The organism is Devosia sp. CN2-171 (genome assembly GCF_049354815.1).
In the GTDB taxonomy this organism is placed as follows: Bacteria; Pseudomonadota; Alphaproteobacteria; order Rhizobiales; family Devosiaceae; genus Devosia_A.
Map to the genome: position 1 here is coordinate 1,038,789 of NZ_CP186479.1, position 21,112 is coordinate 1,059,900.

Consider the following 21,112-nt stretch of genomic DNA (forward strand, 5'->3'; position numbering starts at 1 on the left):
CGATTGTGATCGGCCGTGCGGGGGCTTAGCATTACAGCAGCCACCGGACCTGGGAGTCGCGATGGAGGTTGACGATCGTCCGACGCGGCCCAGAGGGATCCGTTCCAGGCTTGGCATGCGCACCCTCAGCCTGTCGCAGCGCTTCTTCGCCATCGCCGTGCTGGTCGTTGTGGCCTGCATGCTGGCGCTTGGCGCCTGGATCGGGAACTACCTGGCATCGGGCATTGCGCGCGGGGTGGGCGAAACGGCGGCGGCGAGCATCGAGTCGCTGATCGTGACGCGCGCCGGCAGCCCGCCGTCCCCCGCTGCGCTGTCCCAAGGGCTGGAGGGCGTCTTCCAGATCGCCAACAATGCTACCTCGAGCCGGCTGCTGCAGATCCGGGTGCGCGATTTCGCCGATAACGTACTCTTCCAGTCGCTGGGCGGGATCGAGGACGAAAGCAGCAGCGAGGCGCTGCGCCGGGCGGCCGAGGGCATCGTCACGAGCGAGGTGGAGGAGCTGCCGCTGCAGGCGGTTGGCGATATCCCCAGCGTTGCGCTCCCGGTGCTCAAGATCTATTCGCCGCTCCGGAGCCTCGATAACGGCGAGACGTTTGCCGTGGCGGAACTCTATCTCTCCGCCCGCGCGGTGCGAGCAATCCAGGCGCAGGCGCAGGTCGATGTGTGGATAATCGTGGCGGTGATCGGGTTCCTGGCAATCGGGCTGCTGGCGGCCATCATGGATGCAACGGGCGCCGTTATTACGCGGCACCGGCTTGCGCTGGCGCGCAACCTCCTCGCAACCCGTGGGCTGCTCGAGGAAAACCGCCTGCTGCACAAGGCTTCCGAGGACCTGCGGGTGCAGGCGGCAGTCGCCAACGAACGCGTGCTCGCCCGGGTTGGATCGGACATCCATGACGGGCCGCTGCAGCTGATGACGCTGATGATCCTGCGCCTCACGCGCGGCGGCTCATCGCCCCAGGCCGCGGACGTGGACGCGGCCGTATCGCTGTCGACGCAGGCGATGGATGAATTGCGGGCGATATCATCGGGGCTCGTGCTGCCCGAGCTCGCCGACCATAGTCTCGAGCGGGTGCTACGCCTCGCGATCCAGCGCTACGAGAACCAGACCGGGCGCGCGGTCGCCGCGGAGGTGGAGCTCGATGGGGCCGACGCGGGCATGGACGTCAAGGTCTGCGCCTATCGCTTCGTGCAGGAGTGCCTCTCGAATGCCTTTCGGCACGGTGACGGACACGGCGAACACGTCACGGCGCGTGTCGATGGCGAAACACTGGTGCTGGGCTCCAGCAACCATGTGCGGATGGCCGAGGAAGGCGAGGACGTGGCCCGGGACCGACTTGGCCTGCACGCCATGCGGTTCCGCATCCAGTCGGTCGGCGGCACGCTATCAGCCCGGATCGGGCCGGAACTGGCGCATGTCGAGGCGCGCATTCCACTCCGGCCTAGCCAGTCTCAGAGCTGAGGAACGAGGATGGCCGACGGCCCGGTCATCCGCTGCGCCGCCAGCACGACTTCGAGCCGGTTCTTCACGCGCAGCTTGTTCATCAGGTTGGTCATGTAGTGCTTGACCGTCTTCTCGGTGAGGTTGAGCGTCCGCGCGATCTCCTTGTTCGATTTGGCTTCGAACAAGCACTGGACGATCTGCTGTTCACGAGCGCTCAGCCGCGTCGACGTCTGCTCGCGCACCCGGCGGGTGCGGTTGCGGAAGCCGGCCATCAGCCGTTGCGAGAACTCGGGTGACACGAAAATGCCGCCCGCCATCACCGTTCCGATGCACTCGAACAGGTCGCTCGACGGCCTGCCCTTGAGCACGAAGCCGTGGACGCCCGCATCGAGCACGCGCAGCGCCATATCGACGTCGGCATAGGCCGTGAACACGATCATCCGTGTAAGCGGGCTCAATTCCGAGATCGCCCCGATGGCCGAGAACACGTCTCCCGGCATGCTGAGGTCGAGCGAGATCACATCGGGTGTCACCGATGCGGCCAGTTCTACCGCCTGCGCGGCAGACGTGCCGGTTCCAACGATCTCGAAATCGTCCTGCCCGTCAAAGAGTGCGGCTATGCCTGTGAGCAGGGTTGGATGATCGTCGACGAAGACGAGCCGCGTCCTGCCTGTGCTATTTGTCCTTCCCGTTGCCGTTGCCGTTCCCGTTACTGTTGCCGTTCCCGTTTCCATTCCCATTGCCGTTGTTACCGACGCCGCCGCCAGCGCCGTTGCCTTGGCCTCCTCCACCGGCACCGTTTCCGTTGCCGTTTCCGTTCCCCCCGTTTCCGTTCCCGTTGTTCCCGTTGCCATTCCCGCCGGAATTGTCGTTACCGCCGGCGTTGCTGTTGACGTTGCCGCCAGCGTTGTTGGTGGCGTTGCTGTTTGCATTTGCCGCGTTGGTGGCGCCCACCACGCCGGCATCGGTGACCTCGCCCTCTATCGTCGAGGTGGATTGTCCAGCCGACACCACAACGGCCGGTTCCCCGGCGACGGCCACGGTCGCACTGCCGGCGTCGACTTCGACTTCTCCGGCAATATCGACGGTCAGCCGCGCGTAACCGCCGCCAATGGTGATCCGAACGGCCTTGCTCTGGATGATCAGCCCCCCGGCGACCAACTGAGCCTCAACCTGCAGCGAGCCGGCATATTGGGTCAGGACCAGGCGACCGCTCAGCAGATCGACGGAGACCGCCGACAGGGCGCCGAGGGTGATCGTAACCCCCTCGCCCAGCAGCTCGAGATAGCCACCCTGCAGCGTGCGTACCGGCGTGCCCATCGGCACAGCGGTGCTCGTGCCGATTTCGGCCCAGGTATCGCCGGACAACGCCAGGACGGTGCCGCGGGTCTTGCCCACCAGCCAATCGACAGGCTCGGCACCAAGGGACGGCGCGGCAAAGCCTGCTATCGCTGCGCTGAGCATCGCGGCCTGTAAAACCGGCCGCCAGGGGCGCGCGCGACGTGCGCTCGCCGCCACGATTACTGCGGCCGCCATGGGATCGCGTCGAACACCCTTATATGACGCGTTCGCACCCAAAGTATCCCACGACCTCCGTGTCGATAAGGGATGAGAGAACCTCATCCAATCCACATCCTGATCATGCAGGACAACTGCCCGACCGGCAAACTTATCCCTAACACAACATTAATACGGACCCAAGACCACGGGACCAATGGCGACCTTGGGCCGTAACCGCGTAACCAGCATTTCCCGGCGGCCGGAGCGGAGCGGCCACACTCCTTTGCATACCCATTTCCCTCCGGGAAATACGCAAACGAGTTGGCCTGCGCTTGCAGAGGATGGGCCGGCCGATAGATTGGTTTCAGGGAGGATCATATCTTGGCACCATCACGCTTTGTTGTGGTCGGCGGCGGCACCGCCGGCTGGATCACGGCTTTCATCCTGCAGGACGGCATCAAGCGGATGAAGCTCGATGCGAGCGTGCATGTGGTCGAATCGAGCAAGATCCCGACGGTCGGCGTGGGCGAGGCGACGACGGCGGCTTTCCACGTCTTCCTCCGCCACTTCGGCATCGACATCTTCGATTTCATGCGGAGCTGCGAGGCGACCTACAAGCTCGGCATCCGGCACGAGGACTGGCGGCGCAAGGGCTATACCTATTATGGCCCGATCGACGACCCGCACCAGGTGGTGGAGGCTCCCGGCGCGCCGAGCGACTACCTCAATGTCTATGCCGTTTCGGTAGGTAAGCCCGTGCAGGACATGCACATGTTCGGCCCGCTGCTCCAGCGCAAGAAGGCGCCGTGGACGACCAAGGCGGACGACTCCCTGCTCGCGCTCGGCCCGTACCTGCCGGCCTATCATTTCGACCAGGCACTGGTGGGCAAGTATCTCAAGGCGAGGTCCGCGGGCGTCGAGATCGTCGACAACGTGCTGACCGGCGTCGAGCGCCATGCCGAGACCGGCGACGTCACTGCCATCCTGTTCGAAGACGGACAGCGGCTCGAGGGCGATTTCTTCGTCGACGCCACCGGCTTCCGGAAGCGCCTGATCGTTGGCGAGCTCAACGCGCCGTGGATCAGCTACCAGCACGAACTGCCGGTCAATCGTGCCCTGCCCTTCTGGCTGCCGATCGAAGAGGGCGAGGAGATCGCCAACTACACCCGCGCCTGGGCCCAGGAGGCCGGCTGGATGTGGCAGATCCCGACGCAGTTCCGCTACGGCTGCGGCTATGTCTTCTCCGACGAGTTCCGCACGCCCGACGAGGCGCATGCCGAGATCGAACGCGTGCTCGGCCGCAAGGTCGAGGTGCGCGGCGATATCCAGTTCAAGATCGGCCGGCTGGAGAAGGCCTGGATCAACAATGTCGTCGCGGTCGGCCTGTCATCCAGTTTTCTCGAGCCGCTCGAATCCACCTCGATCCACGGCACGATCGTGCAGATGATGCTGTTCGGCGCCGAGTACCTGCGCAATCCCAAGGAAATGGGCCAGGAGATGCGCGACCACTACAACGCCCGCGTCGGCCGGCAGGTCGACGACTTCCGCACCTTCGTCAACACGCACTATGTCACCGAGCGCGAGGACACGCCGTTCTGGCGCGAGGTGCGCGCCAACCGCATCCATCCCGAGACGAAAGAGCGTCTCGCGCGGTGGCGAAAGGAGATGCCGCGGTACGAACATTTCCCGCAATATCTCTCGGGCTTGCCGCACACGGAGACGCAGCTCCACTACCCCGTGCTCGACGGTCTCGGCCTGCTCGACCCAGCAGTCGCGAAAGCCGAGATGGCGCGTGACCCCAAGCTCCGCAGCTTCGCCAAGGTGACGCACGACGCGCTGGTGAAGGAATACAAGCAGGCCGCGACGAAGGCGCTGGGGCACGCGGAGTTCTTGAGGGGCGTGCGGGAGGGACGGTGGAAATGAAATACACTTTGCCGAATTGATTGTGACGGACAATTCACCGATTATCGCCCACCCAATCGGAGGGCAGACAATTGGCGTCGATTACTTCCGTCTCCGCATACTGCAACAATGAAGTTGCCTTCGTTGCCTGGGATATTGACGAAAAGATACCGGATTGCCTTGGGTTCGAAGTCACACGAGTCTATCTCGATGAGGCTGGTAATGTCGCCATCCGCGATGGCAAAGAAGACCGGGTGCGGTGTGCCGCCTGGGTCGCCTTCAAGGGCCAGCGCAATCCATATTGGCTGCCGCAGGACACCGGCATCTGGCCGGTGCAGAAACTATCCTGGCGAGATCTGACGTTGCGCAAGCGGCGCAACGAGATGAAGCTGCGCCCCGATGAGGTGCGCGTCCGCTACGAAGTGCGGGCCGTCGGCGACCTGAAGCCGGGAATGGAGGCGGCGCCCGACCCGACCCCGAAGGTGCGAAAAGTCACCAAGCGGGACAAGAAGGGCAAGCTGGTGCTCGACGCCAATGGCAAGCCCGTGCGGATCGAGGATAAGGCCTATACGGGCACGCCGCGGCCACTCGGCTATCTTGGGCCGGCGGTCGCGAGCAACGACCTCCATATCACCCGTCGACTGGGCCAGTTTCAGTCGACCTTCACCAATGGCATCCTTGCGGCTCAGTGGCTCAGCAACGTGCTACTTGCGGATGGTAAGGTCCAGCCGGACGAGCTCATCAACAAGCTCTCCAACCCGGGCGATCCCCACCGGAAGTACCTCGCCGGGGACGTGCTGCCGATGCTGCGCGAGCTGCTAGGACGCGAGGGCGAGTTCTTCCTTGCGCTCTACGAACTCGACGACCAGGAACTGGTCGAGTTGTTGCTGAAGGTCGCAGGCCGCATTCACCTGATCCTCGCCAACACCGGAGCCGAAGACGACAAGTGGGACGCTCGCAACAAGGCGGCCCGGAAGAAGCTCATCGACGCGGGCGTCGATATTCAGCACCGCATGTTCAACAGCAGCGGTCATATCGGGCACAACAAGTTCGTGGTCCACGTGCCTCCCAGCGGCACCCGCTCGGTGTTTACGGGCAGCACCAACTGGACCTCGACCGGGTTGGCCGGGCAGACCAACAATGCGCTTCTGATCGAGGATGACGGGCTTGCCGAGGTCTTCCTCGGCTACTGGGACCGTATGAAGGCCGATGTGCTGGCGGTGCCGACCCCGTTAAGCAAGCCCATGCCCGACAACGTGCAAGGCAAGACTTTCCGCAAGGAGAATGAGACACCGCTCGAGGTGACGGTGGGTAGTGCGAAGGTCCAGTGCTGGTTCTCGCCTAACACGCAACGGGTTAGCAAGGGTACCCAGACGCCCCTCGACCTGACGGAAGTCTATCGAAGGATGCGGCTGGCGAAGGACGCAATCTTGTTCCTCGCCTTCTATCCCGGACAAAGCGGCAAGGACTGCATCATCGGCAAGGCCGTGGAATTCGGTCGCGACGACAAATCACTGATCGTCACCGGCGCGGTGTCCAGCGCCAACGCGATGCCCAACTACGTGGCAAAGGACAAGAAGGGCACGGAGGACGAAAGCGATGATGTCGCCGCGATCTCGCCGCATACCTTCAGCGAAGCCAATGTGTCGATCGTGCGTGCCGCCCGGATCGACGACAGGTCGTTGCTGGGCGACTTCGGCCTCGAGCAACTCACCGCGCGGGGCAGTATCGGTGCAATCGTGCACGACAAGGTGGTGGTCATCGATCCCCTGTCAGACGATTGCACGGTGATCCTTGGCAGCCACAACCTCGGGTTCAAGGCCTCCTACGCCAATGACGAGAACCTGCTGATCGTCACCGGGCACAAGGCACTGGCGCAGGCCTACGCGGTCCATATCCTCGACGTCTACGACCACTACAGGTTCCGGGCTGTGGAGGCGGAGCGCAAGAAACAGGGAAAGAAGGGCTGGTCCGGCTTTCTCGAGAAGGACGACAGCTGGCAGGACGACTACGTCGCCCAGACCAAGGGCGCGCTGGTTCGATACCTGGCACGGAACAACTGACGCCCACGCACTTGGGACGTCCCCAGACAAAGACCCCGCAGCCAGGGCTACGGGGCCAGTCGGGAGGGACTCGTTTGCGCCTTAGTGATGAGCGCCCTTGATTTCGCGCAGCTCTTCGACTGAGCGGACCGACTTGCGGGCGGCGCCCTGCCAGTCGCTGGTCTTGACCGTAGCCTTTTCCAGCCGGGCCTTGGCGGCAGGGATGGCGTCGGCATATTGCGGTAGCCACTGGGCCTGGGCGACGACCATCTCGTCGACCATCTGCCAGACCTCGTCGGGGGTGCAGATAGCGCCGACCAGCGGGTCGTGCAGCACGGCGAGCTTGAGCGTGTCGATGTTGCCGGTCATCGCGGCTTCGACGCTCATGCGCTGCACCGAGATCGAGACCGAACAGGTGGCGGCGCAGGCGATCGGCAGCTCGATGCCTTCGACCATGTTAAGGCCGAAGCGATCGACGAAGCCGGGGCTCTCGATGATGGCGTCGGCCGGCAGGTTCTTGATGATGCCGTTGTTACGGACGTTGAAGTGGCCGCGATAGGTGCGGCCGGTCTCGCGCGCCTCGATGATGTAGCTGGCGTGCTCGGTGGTCCGCTTGTGCTCGCTGAGGGGCTTGGTCGCCTCGGCCTTGAACTTGGGGAAGTCGGTTTCGAACCAGTTCCGGCGCTCGGTCGAGTGGCGGAGGTAGCCGCCGGTCTCGCCGTGGATCCAGTCGCTCATGTCGATCCAGCGCGAGATTTCCTCGGGGCGCTTGCGGTACCAGGGGAGGTATTCGCTCAGGTGGCCGTTGGACTCGGTGGAGTAGACACCGAAGCGCTTGAGCACGTCGATGCGCACCTTCTCCTGCTTGGAATAGACCGGGTGCATCTCGAAGCCGGCGAGCAACTCGTCCGCCTCGATCTTGCGGCCCTTGGCGCGGATATCGATGTACCAGGTCTGGTGGTTGATACCCGAGCAGACATAGTCGAGCTCGTCGTCGCGGACACCCAGCACCTGCGCGATCTGGTGCGCGCCATGCTGCACGCCGTGGCAGAGGCCGACGACGTCGACGCCGCCATAGAGGTCGGCTGCCCAGGTGTTCATCGCCATCGGGTTGGCATAGTTGAGGAACAGCGCGCCGGGCTCGGCGACCTCGCGGATATCCTTGCAGAAATCGAGGATCACCGGGATGTTGCGCTGGCCGTAGAGGATGCCGCCGGCGCAGATGGTGTCGCCCACGCACTGGTCGACGCCGTATTTCAGCGGAATGTTGACGTCGGTGGCGAAGGCCTCGAGCCCGCCGACGCGCACGCAGCTCATGATATAGCGCGCGCCGGTGATGACCTCGCGCCGGTTGGTGGTCGCGGTGACCTTGGCCGGCAGGTTGTTGACCGCCACGATCGAGGAGATGATCTGGTGGATCATGTCCAGGTTGTGGGCGTTGATATCGGTCAGCGCGAACTCGACATCGGCGAATTCCGGTACCTTCAGGAGGTCCGAGATCAGTGTCTTGGTGAAGCCGACCGAGCCGGCGCCGATAATGGCGACCTTGAACGTCATGGCGATAATCTCCTCCTCGGGCTCATGCTGACTGACTACCGCGACGCCCTCTTAGGGTGTAGAGAAATGCTGTGCGGTTGAGGGTAATTTTGTGCTTTCACAGCTGATCGATCATGGCCACGGCCTGCGCATGGCGGACCCGCCCAAGGGCGCGTTGCCGCTCCACTGCATGGCGCGGGCCGCCGGGTTCGAGCGGCGGTTCAACGAAGCCTATTCGTGGGAGGGCATGAAACGCGGGTCCCAGCCGTTCGCGTTGATCCAGCATACGATCGCGGGACGTGGCGAGCTCGACTTCGAGGGCACACACCATGTGCTTGAGCCCGGCGACACGATGCTTTTGACCTTTCCGCATCGCAACCGATACTGGCTGGCTGCAGGACAAAGCTGGGAGTATTTTTGGATCACGCTCAATGGCCGCGAAGCGCTGCGGATCGCGCGCGCGGTGATCGACGCCAACGGCCCGGTCATTCGTCCGGGAGCCGACGCGGTGGACCGGCTGGCGGCCGGCTGCCTGTCGCTGCTCGGCACCGACCTGCCGACCGGCCTCGCCTCCGCGGCGGCCTATACGGCCATCATGGCAGTGCATGACGGCACGACAACCAGCAGCGATACGGCAACCATCGATGCCCCGGTCGCTATCCAGCGCGTACTCAGCCACATCGATCGCAACCTTGCCGCCAACCTGAGCGTCGACCGGCTCGCCGGCATTGCCCAGATGAGCCGGGCGCATTTCGTCCGGCTGTTCACGGCCGCGGTCGACAGCGCGCCATCGAACTATGTCTTCGCCCAGCGCATCGAGCGCGCCGAGCGGCTGTTGATCGCCACCGACTCCGGAATCGGCGAAATCGCTGCTGCCTGCGGCTTTGCCGATGGCAATTACTTCGCCAAGGCCTTCCGCCGCGCCCATGGCACGACGCCCGGTGAGTTCCGCGCGTCGGCGCATCGCGGGGAGTTTTAGGCGACCTTCTGGCGCTTCGTCGGCCGGGCCCATTCGGGGATCCAGTCGCCGTGGGCAGCGAGCAGGTCGTCGACGAGGTGCCAGATCTGGTCGAGGTCGAGCTCGGCCGCGGTGTGCGGGTCCATCATGGCGGCGTGGTAGAGGTGCTCCTTGTTCTCTGTCATCAGCGCCGCGACCGTCAGTTCCTGCACGTTGATGTTGGTGCGGATAAGCGCGGTCAGCTGCGGCGGCAGGTCGCCGATATAGGTCGGCTGGATGCCTGAGCTGTCGACGAGGCACGGCACTTCCACGGCTGCGTTGTTCGGCAGGGAGGTGATGACGCCATTGTTGCGCACGTTGCCGTAAATGACGCCCGGCTCGCCGGTCCAGACCGAGTTGACGATCTCAGAGGCATATTCCTTGCTCGGCTTGACCTCGATGCGGTTGGCCTTGCGATACTCCTCCGACGTCGTCTTCCAGCGCTCGATCTGCTCGACACAGCGCTTGGGGTATTCATCGAGGGGGATGCCGAACTTCTCGATCAGGTCCTCGCGGCCTTCCTTGATGAAATACGGGGTGTATTCGGCGAAGTGCTCCGAGCTTTCGGTGACGAAATAACCGAGCCGGGTCAGCATCTCGTAGCGCACCTTGTTGGGGCAGCGCGGGTTCCAGGTCGGCTTGGGCGCCCTGCCCTCGCGGTAGGCGCGAACGAGATCGGGATAGAGGTCGCGATAGCTGCCGTCGGGCAGGCGGTGCTCGAACTTGAGGTAGAACGCCATGTGGTTGATGCCCGCCGAGCGATAGCGAATCTCGTCGTAGGGAATGCCCAGATCGTTGGCGAGTTCGTGCGCCGTGCCCTGCACCGAGTGGCAGAGGCCGACCTGCTTGATGGTCGGGTACTTTTCGGCGATGGCCCAGGTGTTGATGGCCATCGGGTTGACGTACTGCAGCATCACCGCCTCGGGGGCGACCTCCAGCATGTCCTCGCAGATCGACCAGAGGTGCGGCACGGTGCGCAGCCCGCGCATGATGCCACCGACGCCGAGCGTATCAGCGATGGTCTGGCGCAGGTTGTACTTCTTGGGGATCTCGAAATCGACGACGGTCGAGGGCTCATAGCCGCCGATCTGGAAGCAGACGACGACGAAATTGGTGCCGTCGAGCGCCTCGCGCTGGTTCGAGTAAGTCTTCACCGTCGCCGGTACGCCGAGCGTCTGAACCAGCTTGCCGGCGATGATCGCGCTCTCTTCAAGCCGCTGCGGATTGATGTCCATCAGGCGAATCTCGGCACCGGCCAACGCCTCGCGCTGTAGGATGTCGCCGACGATGTTTTTCATGAATACCGACGAGCCGGCGCCGATGAAGGTAATCTTGGGGTTGGTCATAATGTCTCCAGTAAGTCAGATGCCGGATTCACGCGGCAATTTCGAAAGCGGCCCTGACGAGCCTCGAGGTGTATTCGGTCCTGGGGTTGCTGAGAACGTCAGCCACCGGACCCTCTTCGACGACCTTGCCATGTTGCATGACCATCACGCGGTGGCAGAGGGCGCGCACGACCTTGAGGTCATGCGAAATGAAGAGATAGGACAGCCCGCGCTCGTCCTGCAGCTTGCGCAGAAGCTCGATGATCTGCGCTTGCACCGACAGGTCGAGGGCAGAGGTCGGCTCGTCGAGCAGGATGAACTCGGGCTCGAGGGCGATCGCACGGGCGATGGCGATGCGCTGGCGCTGGCCGCCCGAAAACTCGTGCGGAAAGCGGCTGAGGATATTGTCGGGCAGACCGGCATCGCGCAAAGCGGCACGGACGCGATCGACACGGTCGCGCGAGTTGGCGCCGATCTTGTTGACGATCAGCCCCTCTTCGAGGATCTGCCGCACCGACATGCGCGGGTTGAGTGAAGAGAACGGGTCCTGGAAGACGATCTGCATGCGCTGCCGCAGCGGCCGCATCGCTTCGCGGTCCTTGTCGTGGATCGACTGGCCGTCAAAGAAGATCTTGCCACCCTGATTGCCGATCAGCCGGATCAGCGCCTGGCCAAAAGTGGTCTTGCCCGAGCCGCTTTCGCCGACGAGGCCAAGCGTCTCGTGGCGCTTGAGGTTGAGCGACAGCTTGTCCACGGCGATGAGCTCGAAGAAATCCGGCTTGAAGAAGCCGCCGCGCTTCAACGTGAAGCTCACCTTCACCTCTTCGCCGGAGAGGATCGTCGGGGAGTCCGCGGCGATCGGCTTGGCGCTGCCCTTGGGCTCGGACGCAAGCAGGTGGCGGGTATAGGCGTGACGGGGGTTGGTGAACAACGCCTCGGTGACGTTGTGCTCCTGTACCCGGCCATGCTGCATCACGTAGACGTATTCGGAGAACTGGCGGACGATCGTCAGATCGTGGGTGATCAGGATCACCGCCATGCCGTACTTGGCCTTGAGATCCTTGATGAGGTTGAGAATCTGCGCCTGCACGGTGACATCGAGAGCCGTTGTCGGCTCGTCGGCGATCAGGATGTCAGGCCGGTTGGCGAGCGCCATGGCGATCATCACGCGCTGCCGCTGGCCGCCCGAGAGCTGGTGCGGATAGGAGCGCAGCCGGGCCGCCGGCTCGGGGATCTGCACTTCTTCGAGCAGCTTCTCCGCCCGGCGCATCGCCTCGGCGCGCGAGATGCGGTTGTGCAAGTGGAGCACCTCACAGAGCTGCTGTCCGATCGTGTAGACCGGGTTCAGCGAGCTCATCGGCTCCTGGAAGATCATCGAAATGTCGTTGCCGCGCAGCTTGCGCATCTGGGCGTCGGACATGGCGAAGATGTCGCGTCCGGCAAGCGAGATGCGGGTGTTCGCCCCTATCTTGGCGCGCTTGGTGAGGAGCCGCATCACTGCGCGAGCCGTGACTGATTTGCCCGACCCGCTTTCGCCCACAAGCGCGATCGTCTCGCCCTTGTGCAGTTGGAAGGACACGTCGCGGACGGCATTGACGACGCCCCCCTCGACCTTGAAGTCGACGGCGATGTTGCGCGCGTCGAGGATCAATTCGCGGCCGTGCGCGCCGAGATCGTGACGCTCACTGGGCGCCATGCTGGACTGATTGGTCATCACGGGCCTCAGTAAGGATCAATGGCGTCGCGCAGGCCGTCGCCCAACGCGTTGAAGGCAAAGACGGCGATCAGCACGAACACCACCGGCGAGAGAATCCAGGGGTAAGAGCCGATCACCGAGAAGGTGCCGGTATCTTGCAGCATAAGGCCCCACGAGATCAGTGGCGGCTTCACCGCAAAGCCCAGGAAGCCGAGGAAGCTCTCGAGCAGCACCACGCTCGGCACCGCCAGGGTCACGGCCACGATCACATGGCTCATCACGTTGGGGAGGATGTGGCGGGTGATGATGCGCGCATCGCTCGAACCGACCGCAATGGCCGCTCGCACATACTCGATGCGAGCAAGCGAGAGCGTCTTGGACCGCACCTCGCGGCTCAGTTGCGCCCAGCCCAGAGCCGCCATGACGAAGATGACAAAGGCGATGAAGACGTTGGAGGGAGCAGTGACCGGGATCAGCGACGTCAGCGCCAGGTATAGAGGCAATTGCGGGAAGGCGAGGACGAACTCGACGAAACGCTGCACCCAAGTATCGAAGCGGCCGCCCAGATAACCCGAGGCGATACCCACCAGCGTACCAATGATGGTTGTAAGCGCGACCACAACGATGGCGATCGTCAGCGAGATCTGCGACCCCACGATGCCACGCGAGAGAATGTCGCGGCCGAGCTTGTCCGTGCCGAGCAGATGGATGGGGCGGCCATCGACCGAGCCGAAGAAGTGGATGTTGGTGGGGAACAGACCAAGCAGATTGTAGGAATGGCCGGTTACGAAGAAGCCTACTTGCGTAGGATTGTCCTTCACCGGCCCGGTAATGGGCTGGAACGTTACGGGATCAAACTCGCCAGTCTCGCCGATCGGGTACACGTAGGGCATGAAGCTGAAGTTGCCCTGCGGATCGATGAAGGAAATTGCGTCGGGTGGCGCGAAGGCCAACTCGGTGCGCTTGGGGTCCATCGGCGCAAAAAAGTCGCCGAACAGGGATACGACCAGCAGCAAGCCAACAAGGATCAGGCCCAGCATGCCGACGGCCGAGCGCCGGAAGCGTCGCCATACCAGCGTGGCGTAGCCCTCGTTGCCGCGAATGAAGCGCTCGCGTACTCCCGTATCAGTCAGTTCAGTCGACGGCATCGGGCCAGCGGCAAGATCGGTCGGAAGCGGCTCTGCCTCGTGTGCCTTGAGATCGGTCATTCCTGCGCCCCTCCGAGACGGATGCGCGGATCGAGAACCGCGAGCAGAATATCGGCGATGATGTTGCCGACAATGAGGGTCGCGGCGAGCACGAGCATGAACGTCGAGGTGACGAAGACGTCGCCGACACCCATGGATCCGACAATGGCCGGCCCCACGGTCGCGAGGCCGAAGACGATGGCGACTTCGATCTCACCCGTAAGCATGTAGGGCAGCGCCACCCCCTGATAGGCGAGCAGCGGATGGATGGCGTTGGGGACGGCGTGCTTCAAAATCACCGCCCCTTCGGACAAGCCTTTCGCCCGCGCGGTTTCAACGTACTGGCTGTTGAGCACGTCCAGCAGGTTGCCGCGCATCACGCGCATATTGTAGGCGAGCCCACCGAAGGTCGCGATGACGATCACAGGCCAGACATGGCGGACGAGGTCGACGAACTTGTCCCATGACCAGGGGGCGCCGCCATACTTGGTCGAAAAGAAGCTGCCGATTTCCTGCACGTTGAGACGGAATGCCAGGATGTAGATGAAGATCAGCGCCAGGAGGAAGCGCGGGATCGTCATGCCGAGGAACGAGATGACCCCGAACAGAGTGTCGATCCAGCTGTACTGCCGGGTAGCCGCGATCGTTCCGAGCGTAATCCCGATGCCGGTGGCCAGCAAATGGCAGGTCAGCGCGATCATAATGGTGGGCGGCAGCCGCTGCAGGACGACGGCGCTGACGGGCTTGTTGTAGTAGAGGCTGTCGCCGAAGTCGAAGCGCGTAATGATACCCCACAGCCAGTTGAAGTATTGGATCGGGAGGGGATCATTGAGGCCGTGTGCCAGGCGATAGGCTTGCGCCTGCTGCTCGGCGACTTCCAGCGAGGCGCCGCCACGATTGACCAGCATGGTGGCGATGGAGTCGGCGTAGTCCCCAGGGGGCGCCTGAATGATCAGGAACGTCACGAGGCTGAGGACGAACAGGATTGGGATCGCCGACAACACACGAATGATGAGAAACCGTAACATGGCGCTTCTTTGGTCCCGGTGCAGGAAGCAGGGGGACCCGGAGGCCCCCCTGACGAGGTGAGCGGACTCTACTGAGTTACGGCACCAGCCGAGCCGGGAGCGCCCGGGAGCGAGTCAGGGTATTGCTCGTAGCCAGGCTGCTTGTCCGCGGGCACGAAGATGCGCTCGCGCATCAGGGAGTCCTCGGACCAGTTGAAGTGGAACGGCGGCGTGCCGGGAGGGATATTGGCAAGTCGCTTGTTCAGGATCAGCGCACCCGGGTACTGGGTGAGACCGACGAGCCAGACGTTCTCGGTGTGAAGCTTCTGATACTGCTTCATCAGTTCCACGCGTTCGGCGGCATCCTGGCTGGCGTTGAACTTCGCCACGATGTCGACCATCTCCTGCTCGAACGGCAGCAAGTCTAGCGTGCCGTCGGTTCCGGCCCGGTGCTGGTAGGTGATGCGAGGACCGGTGGGAGCCAAGGCGGCGGTGTTCTGGACGACCGTCAACAGCTCGGCGGTATTGAAGCGGTTGACGTTCCAGTCGTACTGACCCGCGTCGCGGATCGGGTCACGCTGAGCGTTTGCCACGAAGTCGGCGATGACCCGGAGGCCAGCCGCTTCCATCATGGCGATAACACCTTCGCCCAGGTTCCGGTCGGTGCCGTATTCGCCGACCGCAAGCAGCTTGATCTCGACGTTTCCGGTACCAGCCGGACTGCCGGCCGGCCAGTTGAAGAACCCGTCGCCGTCTGTATCGGCCAGACCCGCCGCCGTGAAGTAGGCTTTGGCCTGCTCGATGGAGAACGGATAGTAGACGGTCGATGCGCGGTCGTAGAACGCCGTGCCACCGAAGAGGCCGCCTGGATAGATGGCGGTGAACGGACCCTTGACCAGCGATTCACCCAGACGCTGCCGATCGAGCGCTGTGGTCACGCCCTTGCGGAAGTCGAGGTTGCGGTTGAGCTCGCGGACAGCCTGTCCACGGGCATCTGGTTCGCCCCAGCCATTGGCCGAGAGATTGAGGTAGAGCCCGTAGCCCAGCAGACGCGCCGCGAATTCGAGGCGGGCCGGCGACGTTTCGAGTGCCGCGCCCTTGAGGGCCTCGACGTAGTTCTCCGGCTGCTCGAGGTTCGAGAGGTCCGCCGTACCGGCCACGGTCTGCACGTCACGGTCGGCCCAGGTGCTCAGCCGGTAGTGCATCTCGTTGAGGTACGGCAGCTGGTTCCCAGCCTCGTCGACCTTCCAGTAATAGGGATTGCGGCGCTGGATGACGATGTCGTCAGGCCGGTACTCGACATTGGTAAAGGCACCAAGCACCGGGAAGTTCATGTATTCCGGCGGCGGATAGCTCGCATACTGCTCAGCCGTCATGTCCTTGTTGTAGGTGGGATGCATCGGCTTGAGGATGTGTGACGGCGGCGGGCAGAAGGCCGCCATCGTGTAGAGATACTGCTTGGGGAAAGTCTCCTGGAACTTCCACACCAGGGTATAGTCGTCGGGAGCCTCGAGCGTGGTGCCGGCGCCATAGGACTCCGGCGACTGGCCGCTCGTGGGCGTGACGCTGGGATCGATCACGTGATCGTTCCAGTAGAACATCAGGTCTTCTGTGGTGAAGGGATCGCCGTCGGACCACTTGATGCCCTCGACGATGTGCATGGTCAGGGTGTGACCATCCTCCGACCATTCCCAGCTCTTGGCGAGATTGGGCAGTGGCTCGAGTTCCTCAGCCTTCACCATGAACAGCGGACCGGTGCGGGTCAGGCACTCGTTCATGCCGTTGTCGATGCCGCCCCAGCCGTAGTTGAGGCCGCCCCAGAAGTTCCAGGTCTGCGGCCGGCCGCCGATGACGTGACGCATCGCATCGCCGTAGACGCCGTTGCCGTCAGGCATGTTGGAGGTCTTGAAGACCAGCGGCTCCTTGGGAAGGCGCTCGGCAACCGGGGGCAGCGTGCCCTTGTTGACGAAGTTCTCGGTGATGTACGCGGGCTCGTGATACTCGGGCAGAGCCTTGTACTCGTAGATGTCCTTGACGCCGACGAAGCTGACCTGGCCCTGGGCATCGAAGTTCGGCGCCTCGGGCGGCGTGGTCGGCATTACGGTCTGCGCCTGCGCCGCTAGGATCGAAACGGACAGCAGCAATCCTGCCCCGCCAAGGGCATATTTTGGCTTTCGCATGGTACCTCCCATTACGCTGGGCAACACACAAAGTGCCGGAAACAGAGCCTCCCGCCCTATTTTCCGCTATGTCCAGCTATGGTGATGGTACGACTTGCCGCGGCCGCAACAATCCGATATCTGGGTGGGTATTTCCGGCTTTTAAAGATATCGGGAGCCATGCCGAACCCCTCCTCGCCGCAACTCAAAGCCGCCCCGCCGGTGCCGCGTCCCGACCGGCAGTTTTACGCCAAGACAGCGGCCTTCGGCCGGTTCGGCATCCGCTGGTTCGACCCGCAGATGATGGAGCGCGAGCACTTCCACGGCCATATCGAGATGAACTGGCTGACCGCCGGCAGCATGGACTACCTGGTCGACGGCAAGCCGGTGGAGGTTCCGGCGCGCCGGCTGGTGTTGTTCTGGGCCGGCATCCCGCATCGCACTACCGGGATCGATCGCGGCCCGAACGGCGACAGCCGGCAGTGCAATGTCTACCTGCCGCTCGACAGCTTCCTGCACATGCCCAAGCTCGGCAGGCTGACCGAAACCATGATGGGCGGCGGCGTGATCGCCCTGCCGCTCGACAGCATCGGCGATGAGACGCTGGTGCGCTGGTACAACGACTACCGCCGGGGCGACGCCGAGCGCGGCGATATCCTGCGCTCCGAGATCGGCCTGATGCTGCGCCGGGCTTCAGTGGATGGCTGGGACGAGCTGCTGTCGCCCTGGATCGAGGCCGTACAACCGGCGACGCGGGGGGCCACCCCCCTGCGTTATGTGGTGGCGATGATCCGTCACATCCTCGAGAACCTCAGCGAACCGCTGCGGGCCGAGGACATCGCCAAGGTGGTGGGCCTGCATCCCAACTACGCGCTGAACCTCTTCACCGCCGTCATGAACGTCTCCATCCACCGCTTCGTGCTGCGCATGCGCCTGATCCGCGCCCGCGCCCTGCTGTTCGAGGGGAGCCTGTCGATCGAGAACGTCGCCTTCCAGTCCGGCTTCGCCTCGCTCAGCCAGTTCTACCACCAGTTCGGCAACGCCTACGGCATCACGCCCCGCCAGCTCCGGTCGCAGCATTTCCACCAGTGATGCTCGGCGCGCTCAACGAGCGCGAGCTGGAAACCGGTCGCCACGACCGAAAACCGTTGAGCTCGACTAACGAAGTGGGGAGGACCGGGAAAACCAGCATTTCTCTAGGAGAGAAAGGCTGGTGGGTGCGCACGGACTCGAACCGTGGACCCGCTGATTAAGAGTCAGCTGCTCTACCATCTGAGCTACGCACCCTGGGCCGAGCGGGTGACTATCAGGGTGAGTTTGGGTTGTCCAGCACCCATTCGCGTTCAATGTGGACTTTCGCGGTTTCGCCAGATCGCTAAGTTAACGCGCAGCCACAGCCAGCCGATGAAGCCGAATCCATGAACGATGCCGTCGCCGAGTCCGTCGATTTCCTGACCACGCTCTGGCGCTGGTTCCTCGCCAATTCGGGCGGGGTGATCTCGGCGATCATTGTGCTGGCGATCGGCTGGTACCTGTCCCGATTTCTGTCGCGTCTCGTCAGGGCGCTGCTGCCGCGCGCACAGGGCGTCGACAGGAACTTCGCGCCGCTGCTGAGCCAGGTGACGCGCTACGGCATCCTGGTCTTCGCCATCGTGACGGCGCTGAGCTTCATCGGCGTCTCCAGCACCTCGATCTATGCCGTGCTGGGTGCCGCGGGCCTCGCGATCGCGCTGGCGCTGCAGAATACGCTGTCCAATATCGCGGCCGGCATCATGCTGATTTGGCAGCGGCCGATCGCCATCGGCGAATATGTCGTGGGCAACGGGGTGGCCGGCGTCGTGGTGGAGATCGGGCTCTTCGGGACGCGGCTGCGCTCGACCAGCGGTCTCTATATCTTCGTGCCCAACCAAACGCTCTGGTCCGGCGCCATCACCAACCACAGCCGCGAGGTGCGCCGGCGCATCGATGTCAACGTGACGGTGCCCGACTCGATCAACGTGGCCGCCGCGCGTAAGGCAATGCTGAAGATTGCGACGTCGGATAAGCGGGTGCAGGCCGATCCGGCGCCGGCCGTGCATGTCGACAGCTTCGCCGGCGACAAGATCATCCTCCAAATGCGCGCCTGGGTACCGACGGCCGACTACCTCAACGCGCTGCGCGATATCACCGAGAAAGCCAAGGTCGCGGTCAACAAGATGCTGGCTGCCACTGACGAGCATGCCCAGGTGGAGCTCGCCGCCGATCCGCATACGCAGACGGCGGCCGAGCAGACGCCGGATTTGAGTTAGGGATCAGGTCGGCATTACCCTCGCCGTCCCGACACCCACCGGCTGTCATCCCTGCGCAGGGATGACATCTGTGGTTGGGGAGGCCAAGGTGGCCTGCCCCTTTACCTCAGGCGTGCCCATCCAGCCCGCGGAAGGCTTCCGCGCCCCAGATGGCTTCGACCTGGGCGTTCTTGCCGCAGCCGGCGCGGTAGCGGGCGTAGTGGGCGTTGCTGGGCATGCCGCTGAAGGGGTACGGGTCGGCCTTCTCCCAGAAGTCCTGATGGTACTCCTCGGCGGGATAGAAGGTCGGGGCCATGGCGATGATCGTCGCCACGTCCTTGCCGAGGGCCTTGGCCGTCGCGTCCTTGCCGGCCTCGGCGAGCTTCATCTCGTCGGCGTTCCCGACATAGATCGCCGACGTGTAGCTTTCACCGAAATCACAGAACTGGCCGCGCGTTTCGATCGGATCGATGAAGTGGAAGTAGGTATCGACCAGCTTCTCGTAGCTGATGACACTTGGGTCGTACTCAACCTTCACCGCTTCGCGGTGGCCGGTGGTTTCGGTGACCACCTGCTCGTAGGTCGGGTTGGCGACGTGGCCGCCGATATAGCCGGAGGTGGTCGAGATCACGCCGGGGGCGTGGTCGAAGTCGCTCTCCACCGACCAGAAGCAGCCGCCGGCAAAGATCGCTGTCGCTGTTTCGGCCGCCTGGGCTCCGGTCATCGACATGGCGCCGGCCATTGCGACTGCCAGTGCAATAGTATTCCGCTTCATCGGTTCACCCTGAGGGAAGTTGTTGGGCCGAAGGTGGACCGGCGCGCCGACACGCACAAGACAAAGAAATGTGCTGCTCTGCCGTGAAACTTCCGGACGATCTGGTGCGAATAGATTGAGTTGCGGCGGCCTGCCGGACGGGTAAGTTGCGCGCCACCATGCGCTCCATCCTCACTGCCATCGCGACTGCACTCCCCTCCTCCGTGCCGTTCACCGGTCCCGAGGCCCTGGAGCGGCGGACCGGCATAGCGTTCCGCGCCCGCGTCGGCGCCAACGAGAGCGGCTTCGGGCCGTCGCCGAAGGTGATCGCGGCCATCGCGGCGAGCGCTGGCGAGACGTGGAAGTATGGCGATCCGGAGGTGCATGATCTCCGCGCCGCAGTGGCCGCGCATCTCGGCGTGCCCGCGGCGAACATTGTCATCGGCGAAGGCATCGATGGGCTGCACGGGCTGATCGCGCGGCTGATCATCGAGCCCGGTGATGTCGCGGTGACCTCGCTGGGTGCCTATCCGACCTTCAACTACCACGTCGCCGGCTATGGCGGCCGCGTGGTCGCCGTGCCCTATCGCGGCATGCAGGAGGATCTCGACGGGCTGCTCGAGGCGGCGCGGCGGGAGCGGGCCAAGGTGATCTACCTCTCCAACCCCGACAACCCCATGGGGTCGCACTGGGATGCGCCGGAGCTCGAGCGGTTCATCGCGGCAGTGCCCGACGAGACCCTGCTGCTGCTCGACGAGGCCTATTGCGAGACGGCGACGGACTTCGCTCTCCCCGCGCTGGACATCAACCGGCCTAACGTCATCCGGACCCGTACCTTCTCGAAGGCCTACGGTCTCGCGGGCATGCGCGTCGGCTATGCCATCGGGGAGGCCGGGTTCATCGGCGCCTTCGACCGGGTCCGCAACCACTTTGGCGTCACCCGGTTGGGTCAAGTAGCGGCGCTGGCCGCGCTTGCGGATCAGGACTGGCTGCATCAGGTGGTTGGGAATGTCGCCGCGGCGCGGGAGCGGCTCTATGAGATTGCCGAGGCGGCGGGGCTCGGCGCCGTGTCGTCGCAGGCAAACTTCGTTGCGATCGACTGCGGTCGCGACGGCGACTACGCGATGAAGGTGCTGAAGGCATTGGAGGCGCGCGGCGTATTCGTGCGCAAGCCCATGGCTCCCGGGCTCGACCGGCATATCCGCATCAGTGTCGGGCCCGAGGCCGAGATGGATATCGTGGCCGAGGAGCTGCCTAGAGCGCTACGAGACGCGCTGTAGGTCTGCCATCCACTGC

Annotated in this window: 16 protein-coding genes and 1 tRNA gene; 7 read left to right on the top strand and 10 right to left on the bottom strand. The window is 63.8% G+C overall.

The genetic code is table 11. The features are described 5' to 3' along the window. Positions 1 to 115 precede the first annotated feature (115 nt). The gene (locus tag ACOYW5_RS05305) at positions 116 to 1,462 is read left to right on the top strand and encodes a sensor histidine kinase (RefSeq protein WP_423068213.1); all 1,347 of its coding nucleotides are present in this window, start codon (positions 116 to 118) and stop codon (positions 1,460 to 1,462) included. On the opposite strand, the gene ACOYW5_RS05310 is transcribed toward ACOYW5_RS05305, so the two are convergent. Both ACOYW5_RS05310 and ACOYW5_RS05315 read right to left on the bottom strand, forming a co-directional pair. Continuing rightward, positions 1,453 to 2,178, bottom strand: a complete 726-nt coding sequence (locus ACOYW5_RS05310; protein WP_423068214.1) for a LuxR C-terminal-related transcriptional regulator — start codon at positions 2,176 to 2,178, stop codon at positions 1,453 to 1,455. The two genes, ACOYW5_RS05305 and ACOYW5_RS05310, sit on opposite strands and share 10 nt — an antisense overlap. Further along, positions 2,120 to 2,980, bottom strand: coding sequence for a hypothetical protein (locus ACOYW5_RS05315; protein ID WP_423068215.1), 861 nt, complete (start codon positions 2,978 to 2,980; stop codon positions 2,120 to 2,122). The genes ACOYW5_RS05310 and ACOYW5_RS05315 overlap by 59 nt, the downstream gene beginning before the upstream one ends. 345 nt (positions 2,981 to 3,325) lie before the next feature. On the opposite strand from ACOYW5_RS05315, the gene ACOYW5_RS05320 reads away from it, so the two are divergent. Next, entirely contained in the window at positions 3,326 to 4,867 is a 1,542-nt protein-coding gene (locus ACOYW5_RS05320) for a tryptophan halogenase family protein (protein ID WP_423068216.1), read from the top strand. 71 nt (positions 4,868 to 4,938) lie between these two features. Next, positions 4,939 to 6,909, top strand: a complete 1,971-nt coding sequence (locus ACOYW5_RS05325) for a phospholipase D-like domain-containing protein (RefSeq protein WP_423068217.1) — start codon at positions 4,939 to 4,941, stop codon at positions 6,907 to 6,909. Between the two features lie 81 nt (positions 6,910 to 6,990). Here the strand turns inward: ACOYW5_RS05325 and ACOYW5_RS05330 are convergent, their stop codons facing one another. Continuing rightward, positions 6,991 to 8,445 (bottom strand): alpha-glucosidase/alpha-galactosidase, encoded by a 1,455-nt coding sequence (locus tag ACOYW5_RS05330; RefSeq protein WP_423068218.1) that lies wholly within the window; start codon positions 8,443 to 8,445, stop codon positions 6,991 to 6,993. Positions 8,446 to 8,536: 91 nt separating this feature from the next. Here ACOYW5_RS05330 and ACOYW5_RS05335 point away from each other — a divergent pair, with 91 nt between their 5' ends. Further along, positions 8,537 to 9,403, top strand: coding sequence for a helix-turn-helix domain-containing protein (locus tag ACOYW5_RS05335; RefSeq protein WP_423068219.1), 867 nt, complete (start codon positions 8,537 to 8,539; stop codon positions 9,401 to 9,403). Here ACOYW5_RS05335 and ACOYW5_RS05340 read toward each other — a convergent pair. From ACOYW5_RS05340 to ACOYW5_RS05360, 5 genes are all read right to left on the bottom strand, one after another. Then, entirely contained in the window at positions 9,400 to 10,770 is a 1,371-nt protein-coding gene (locus ACOYW5_RS05340; RefSeq protein ID WP_423069405.1) for an alpha-glucosidase/alpha-galactosidase, read from the bottom strand. The two genes, ACOYW5_RS05335 and ACOYW5_RS05340, sit on opposite strands and share 4 nt — an antisense overlap. Before the next feature lie 25 nt (positions 10,771 to 10,795). Further along, complete coding sequence (locus ACOYW5_RS05345; RefSeq protein ID WP_423069406.1) at positions 10,796 to 12,442, bottom strand: ABC transporter ATP-binding protein; 1,647 nt, start codon at positions 12,440 to 12,442, stop codon at positions 10,796 to 10,798. A 26-nt stretch (positions 12,443 to 12,468) separates the two neighbouring features. After that, positions 12,469 to 13,590, bottom strand: a complete 1,122-nt coding sequence (locus ACOYW5_RS05350) for an ABC transporter permease (RefSeq protein WP_423069407.1) — start codon at positions 13,588 to 13,590, stop codon at positions 12,469 to 12,471. A gap of 56 nt (positions 13,591 to 13,646) precedes the next feature. Next, positions 13,647 to 14,657 carry an ABC transporter permease gene (locus ACOYW5_RS05355; RefSeq protein ID WP_423068220.1) on the bottom strand — a complete coding sequence of 337 codons (1,011 nt, stop codon included), beginning with the start codon at positions 14,655 to 14,657 and terminating at the stop codon, positions 13,647 to 13,649. A gap of 68 nt (positions 14,658 to 14,725) precedes the next feature. Beyond that, complete coding sequence (locus tag ACOYW5_RS05360) at positions 14,726 to 16,816, bottom strand: ABC transporter substrate-binding protein (RefSeq protein WP_423068221.1); 2,091 nt, start codon at positions 16,814 to 16,816, stop codon at positions 14,726 to 14,728. Between the two features lie 159 nt (positions 16,817 to 16,975). On the opposite strand from ACOYW5_RS05360, the gene ACOYW5_RS05365 reads away from it, so the two are divergent. Continuing rightward, complete coding sequence (locus ACOYW5_RS05365) at positions 16,976 to 17,887, top strand: helix-turn-helix domain-containing protein (protein ID WP_423068222.1); 912 nt, start codon at positions 16,976 to 16,978, stop codon at positions 17,885 to 17,887. A 119-nt stretch (positions 17,888 to 18,006) separates the two neighbouring features. Here ACOYW5_RS05365 and ACOYW5_RS05370 read toward each other — a convergent pair. Then, positions 18,007 to 18,082, bottom strand: a tRNA-Lys gene (locus ACOYW5_RS05370). A gap of 131 nt (positions 18,083 to 18,213) precedes the next feature. Here ACOYW5_RS05370 and ACOYW5_RS05375 point away from each other — a divergent pair. Further along, positions 18,214 to 19,083, top strand: coding sequence for a mechanosensitive ion channel family protein (locus tag ACOYW5_RS05375; protein WP_423068223.1), 870 nt, complete (start codon positions 18,214 to 18,216; stop codon positions 19,081 to 19,083). A gap of 106 nt (positions 19,084 to 19,189) precedes the next feature. On the opposite strand, the gene msrA is transcribed toward ACOYW5_RS05375, so the two are convergent. Next, a complete protein-coding gene (msrA, locus tag ACOYW5_RS05380) occupies positions 19,190 to 19,837 on the bottom strand; it encodes a peptide-methionine (S)-S-oxide reductase MsrA (protein WP_423068224.1) in 648 nt (215 codons plus the stop codon). Positions 19,838 to 19,995: 158 nt separating this feature from the next. Between msrA and ACOYW5_RS05385 the strand changes: the two genes are divergently transcribed. Next, positions 19,996 to 21,096 carry a pyridoxal phosphate-dependent aminotransferase gene (locus ACOYW5_RS05385; protein WP_423069408.1) on the top strand — a complete coding sequence of 367 codons (1,101 nt, stop codon included), beginning with the start codon at positions 19,996 to 19,998 and terminating at the stop codon, positions 21,094 to 21,096. Positions 21,097 to 21,112 lie beyond the last annotated feature (16 nt).

Coding starts and splice junctions, on each gene's coding strand:
- ACOYW5_RS05355 (WP_423068220.1), bottom strand. CDS start 14,657: ATGTTACGGTTTCTCATCATTCGTGTGTTGTCGGCGATCCCAATCCTG.
- ACOYW5_RS05330 (WP_423068218.1), bottom strand. CDS start 8,445: ATGACGTTCAAGGTCGCCATTATCGGCGCCGGCTCGGTCGGCTTCACC.
- ACOYW5_RS05305 (WP_423068213.1), top strand. CDS start 116: ATGCGCACCCTCAGCCTGTCGCAGCGCTTCTTCGCCATCGCCGTGCTG.
- msrA (WP_423068224.1), bottom strand. CDS start 19,837: ATGAAGCGGAATACTATTGCACTGGCAGTCGCAATGGCCGGCGCCATG.
- ACOYW5_RS05385 (WP_423069408.1), top strand. CDS start 19,996: ATGCGCTCCATCCTCACTGCCATCGCGACTGCACTCCCCTCCTCCGTG.
- ACOYW5_RS05310 (WP_423068214.1), bottom strand. CDS start 2,178: ATGGAAACGGGAACGGCAACAGTAACGGGAACGGCAACGGCAACGGGA.
- ACOYW5_RS05375 (WP_423068223.1), top strand. CDS start 18,214: ATGAACGATGCCGTCGCCGAGTCCGTCGATTTCCTGACCACGCTCTGG.
- ACOYW5_RS05365 (WP_423068222.1), top strand. CDS start 16,976: ATGCCGAACCCCTCCTCGCCGCAACTCAAAGCCGCCCCGCCGGTGCCG.
- ACOYW5_RS05315 (WP_423068215.1), bottom strand. CDS start 2,980: ATGGCGGCCGCAGTAATCGTGGCGGCGAGCGCACGTCGCGCGCGCCCC.
- ACOYW5_RS05350 (WP_423069407.1), bottom strand. CDS start 13,590: ATGCCGTCGACTGAACTGACTGATACGGGAGTACGCGAGCGCTTCATT.
- ACOYW5_RS05360 (WP_423068221.1), bottom strand. CDS start 16,816: ATGCGAAAGCCAAAATATGCCCTTGGCGGGGCAGGATTGCTGCTGTCC.
- ACOYW5_RS05345 (WP_423069406.1), bottom strand. CDS start 12,442: ATGGCGCCCAGTGAGCGTCACGATCTCGGCGCGCACGGCCGCGAATTG.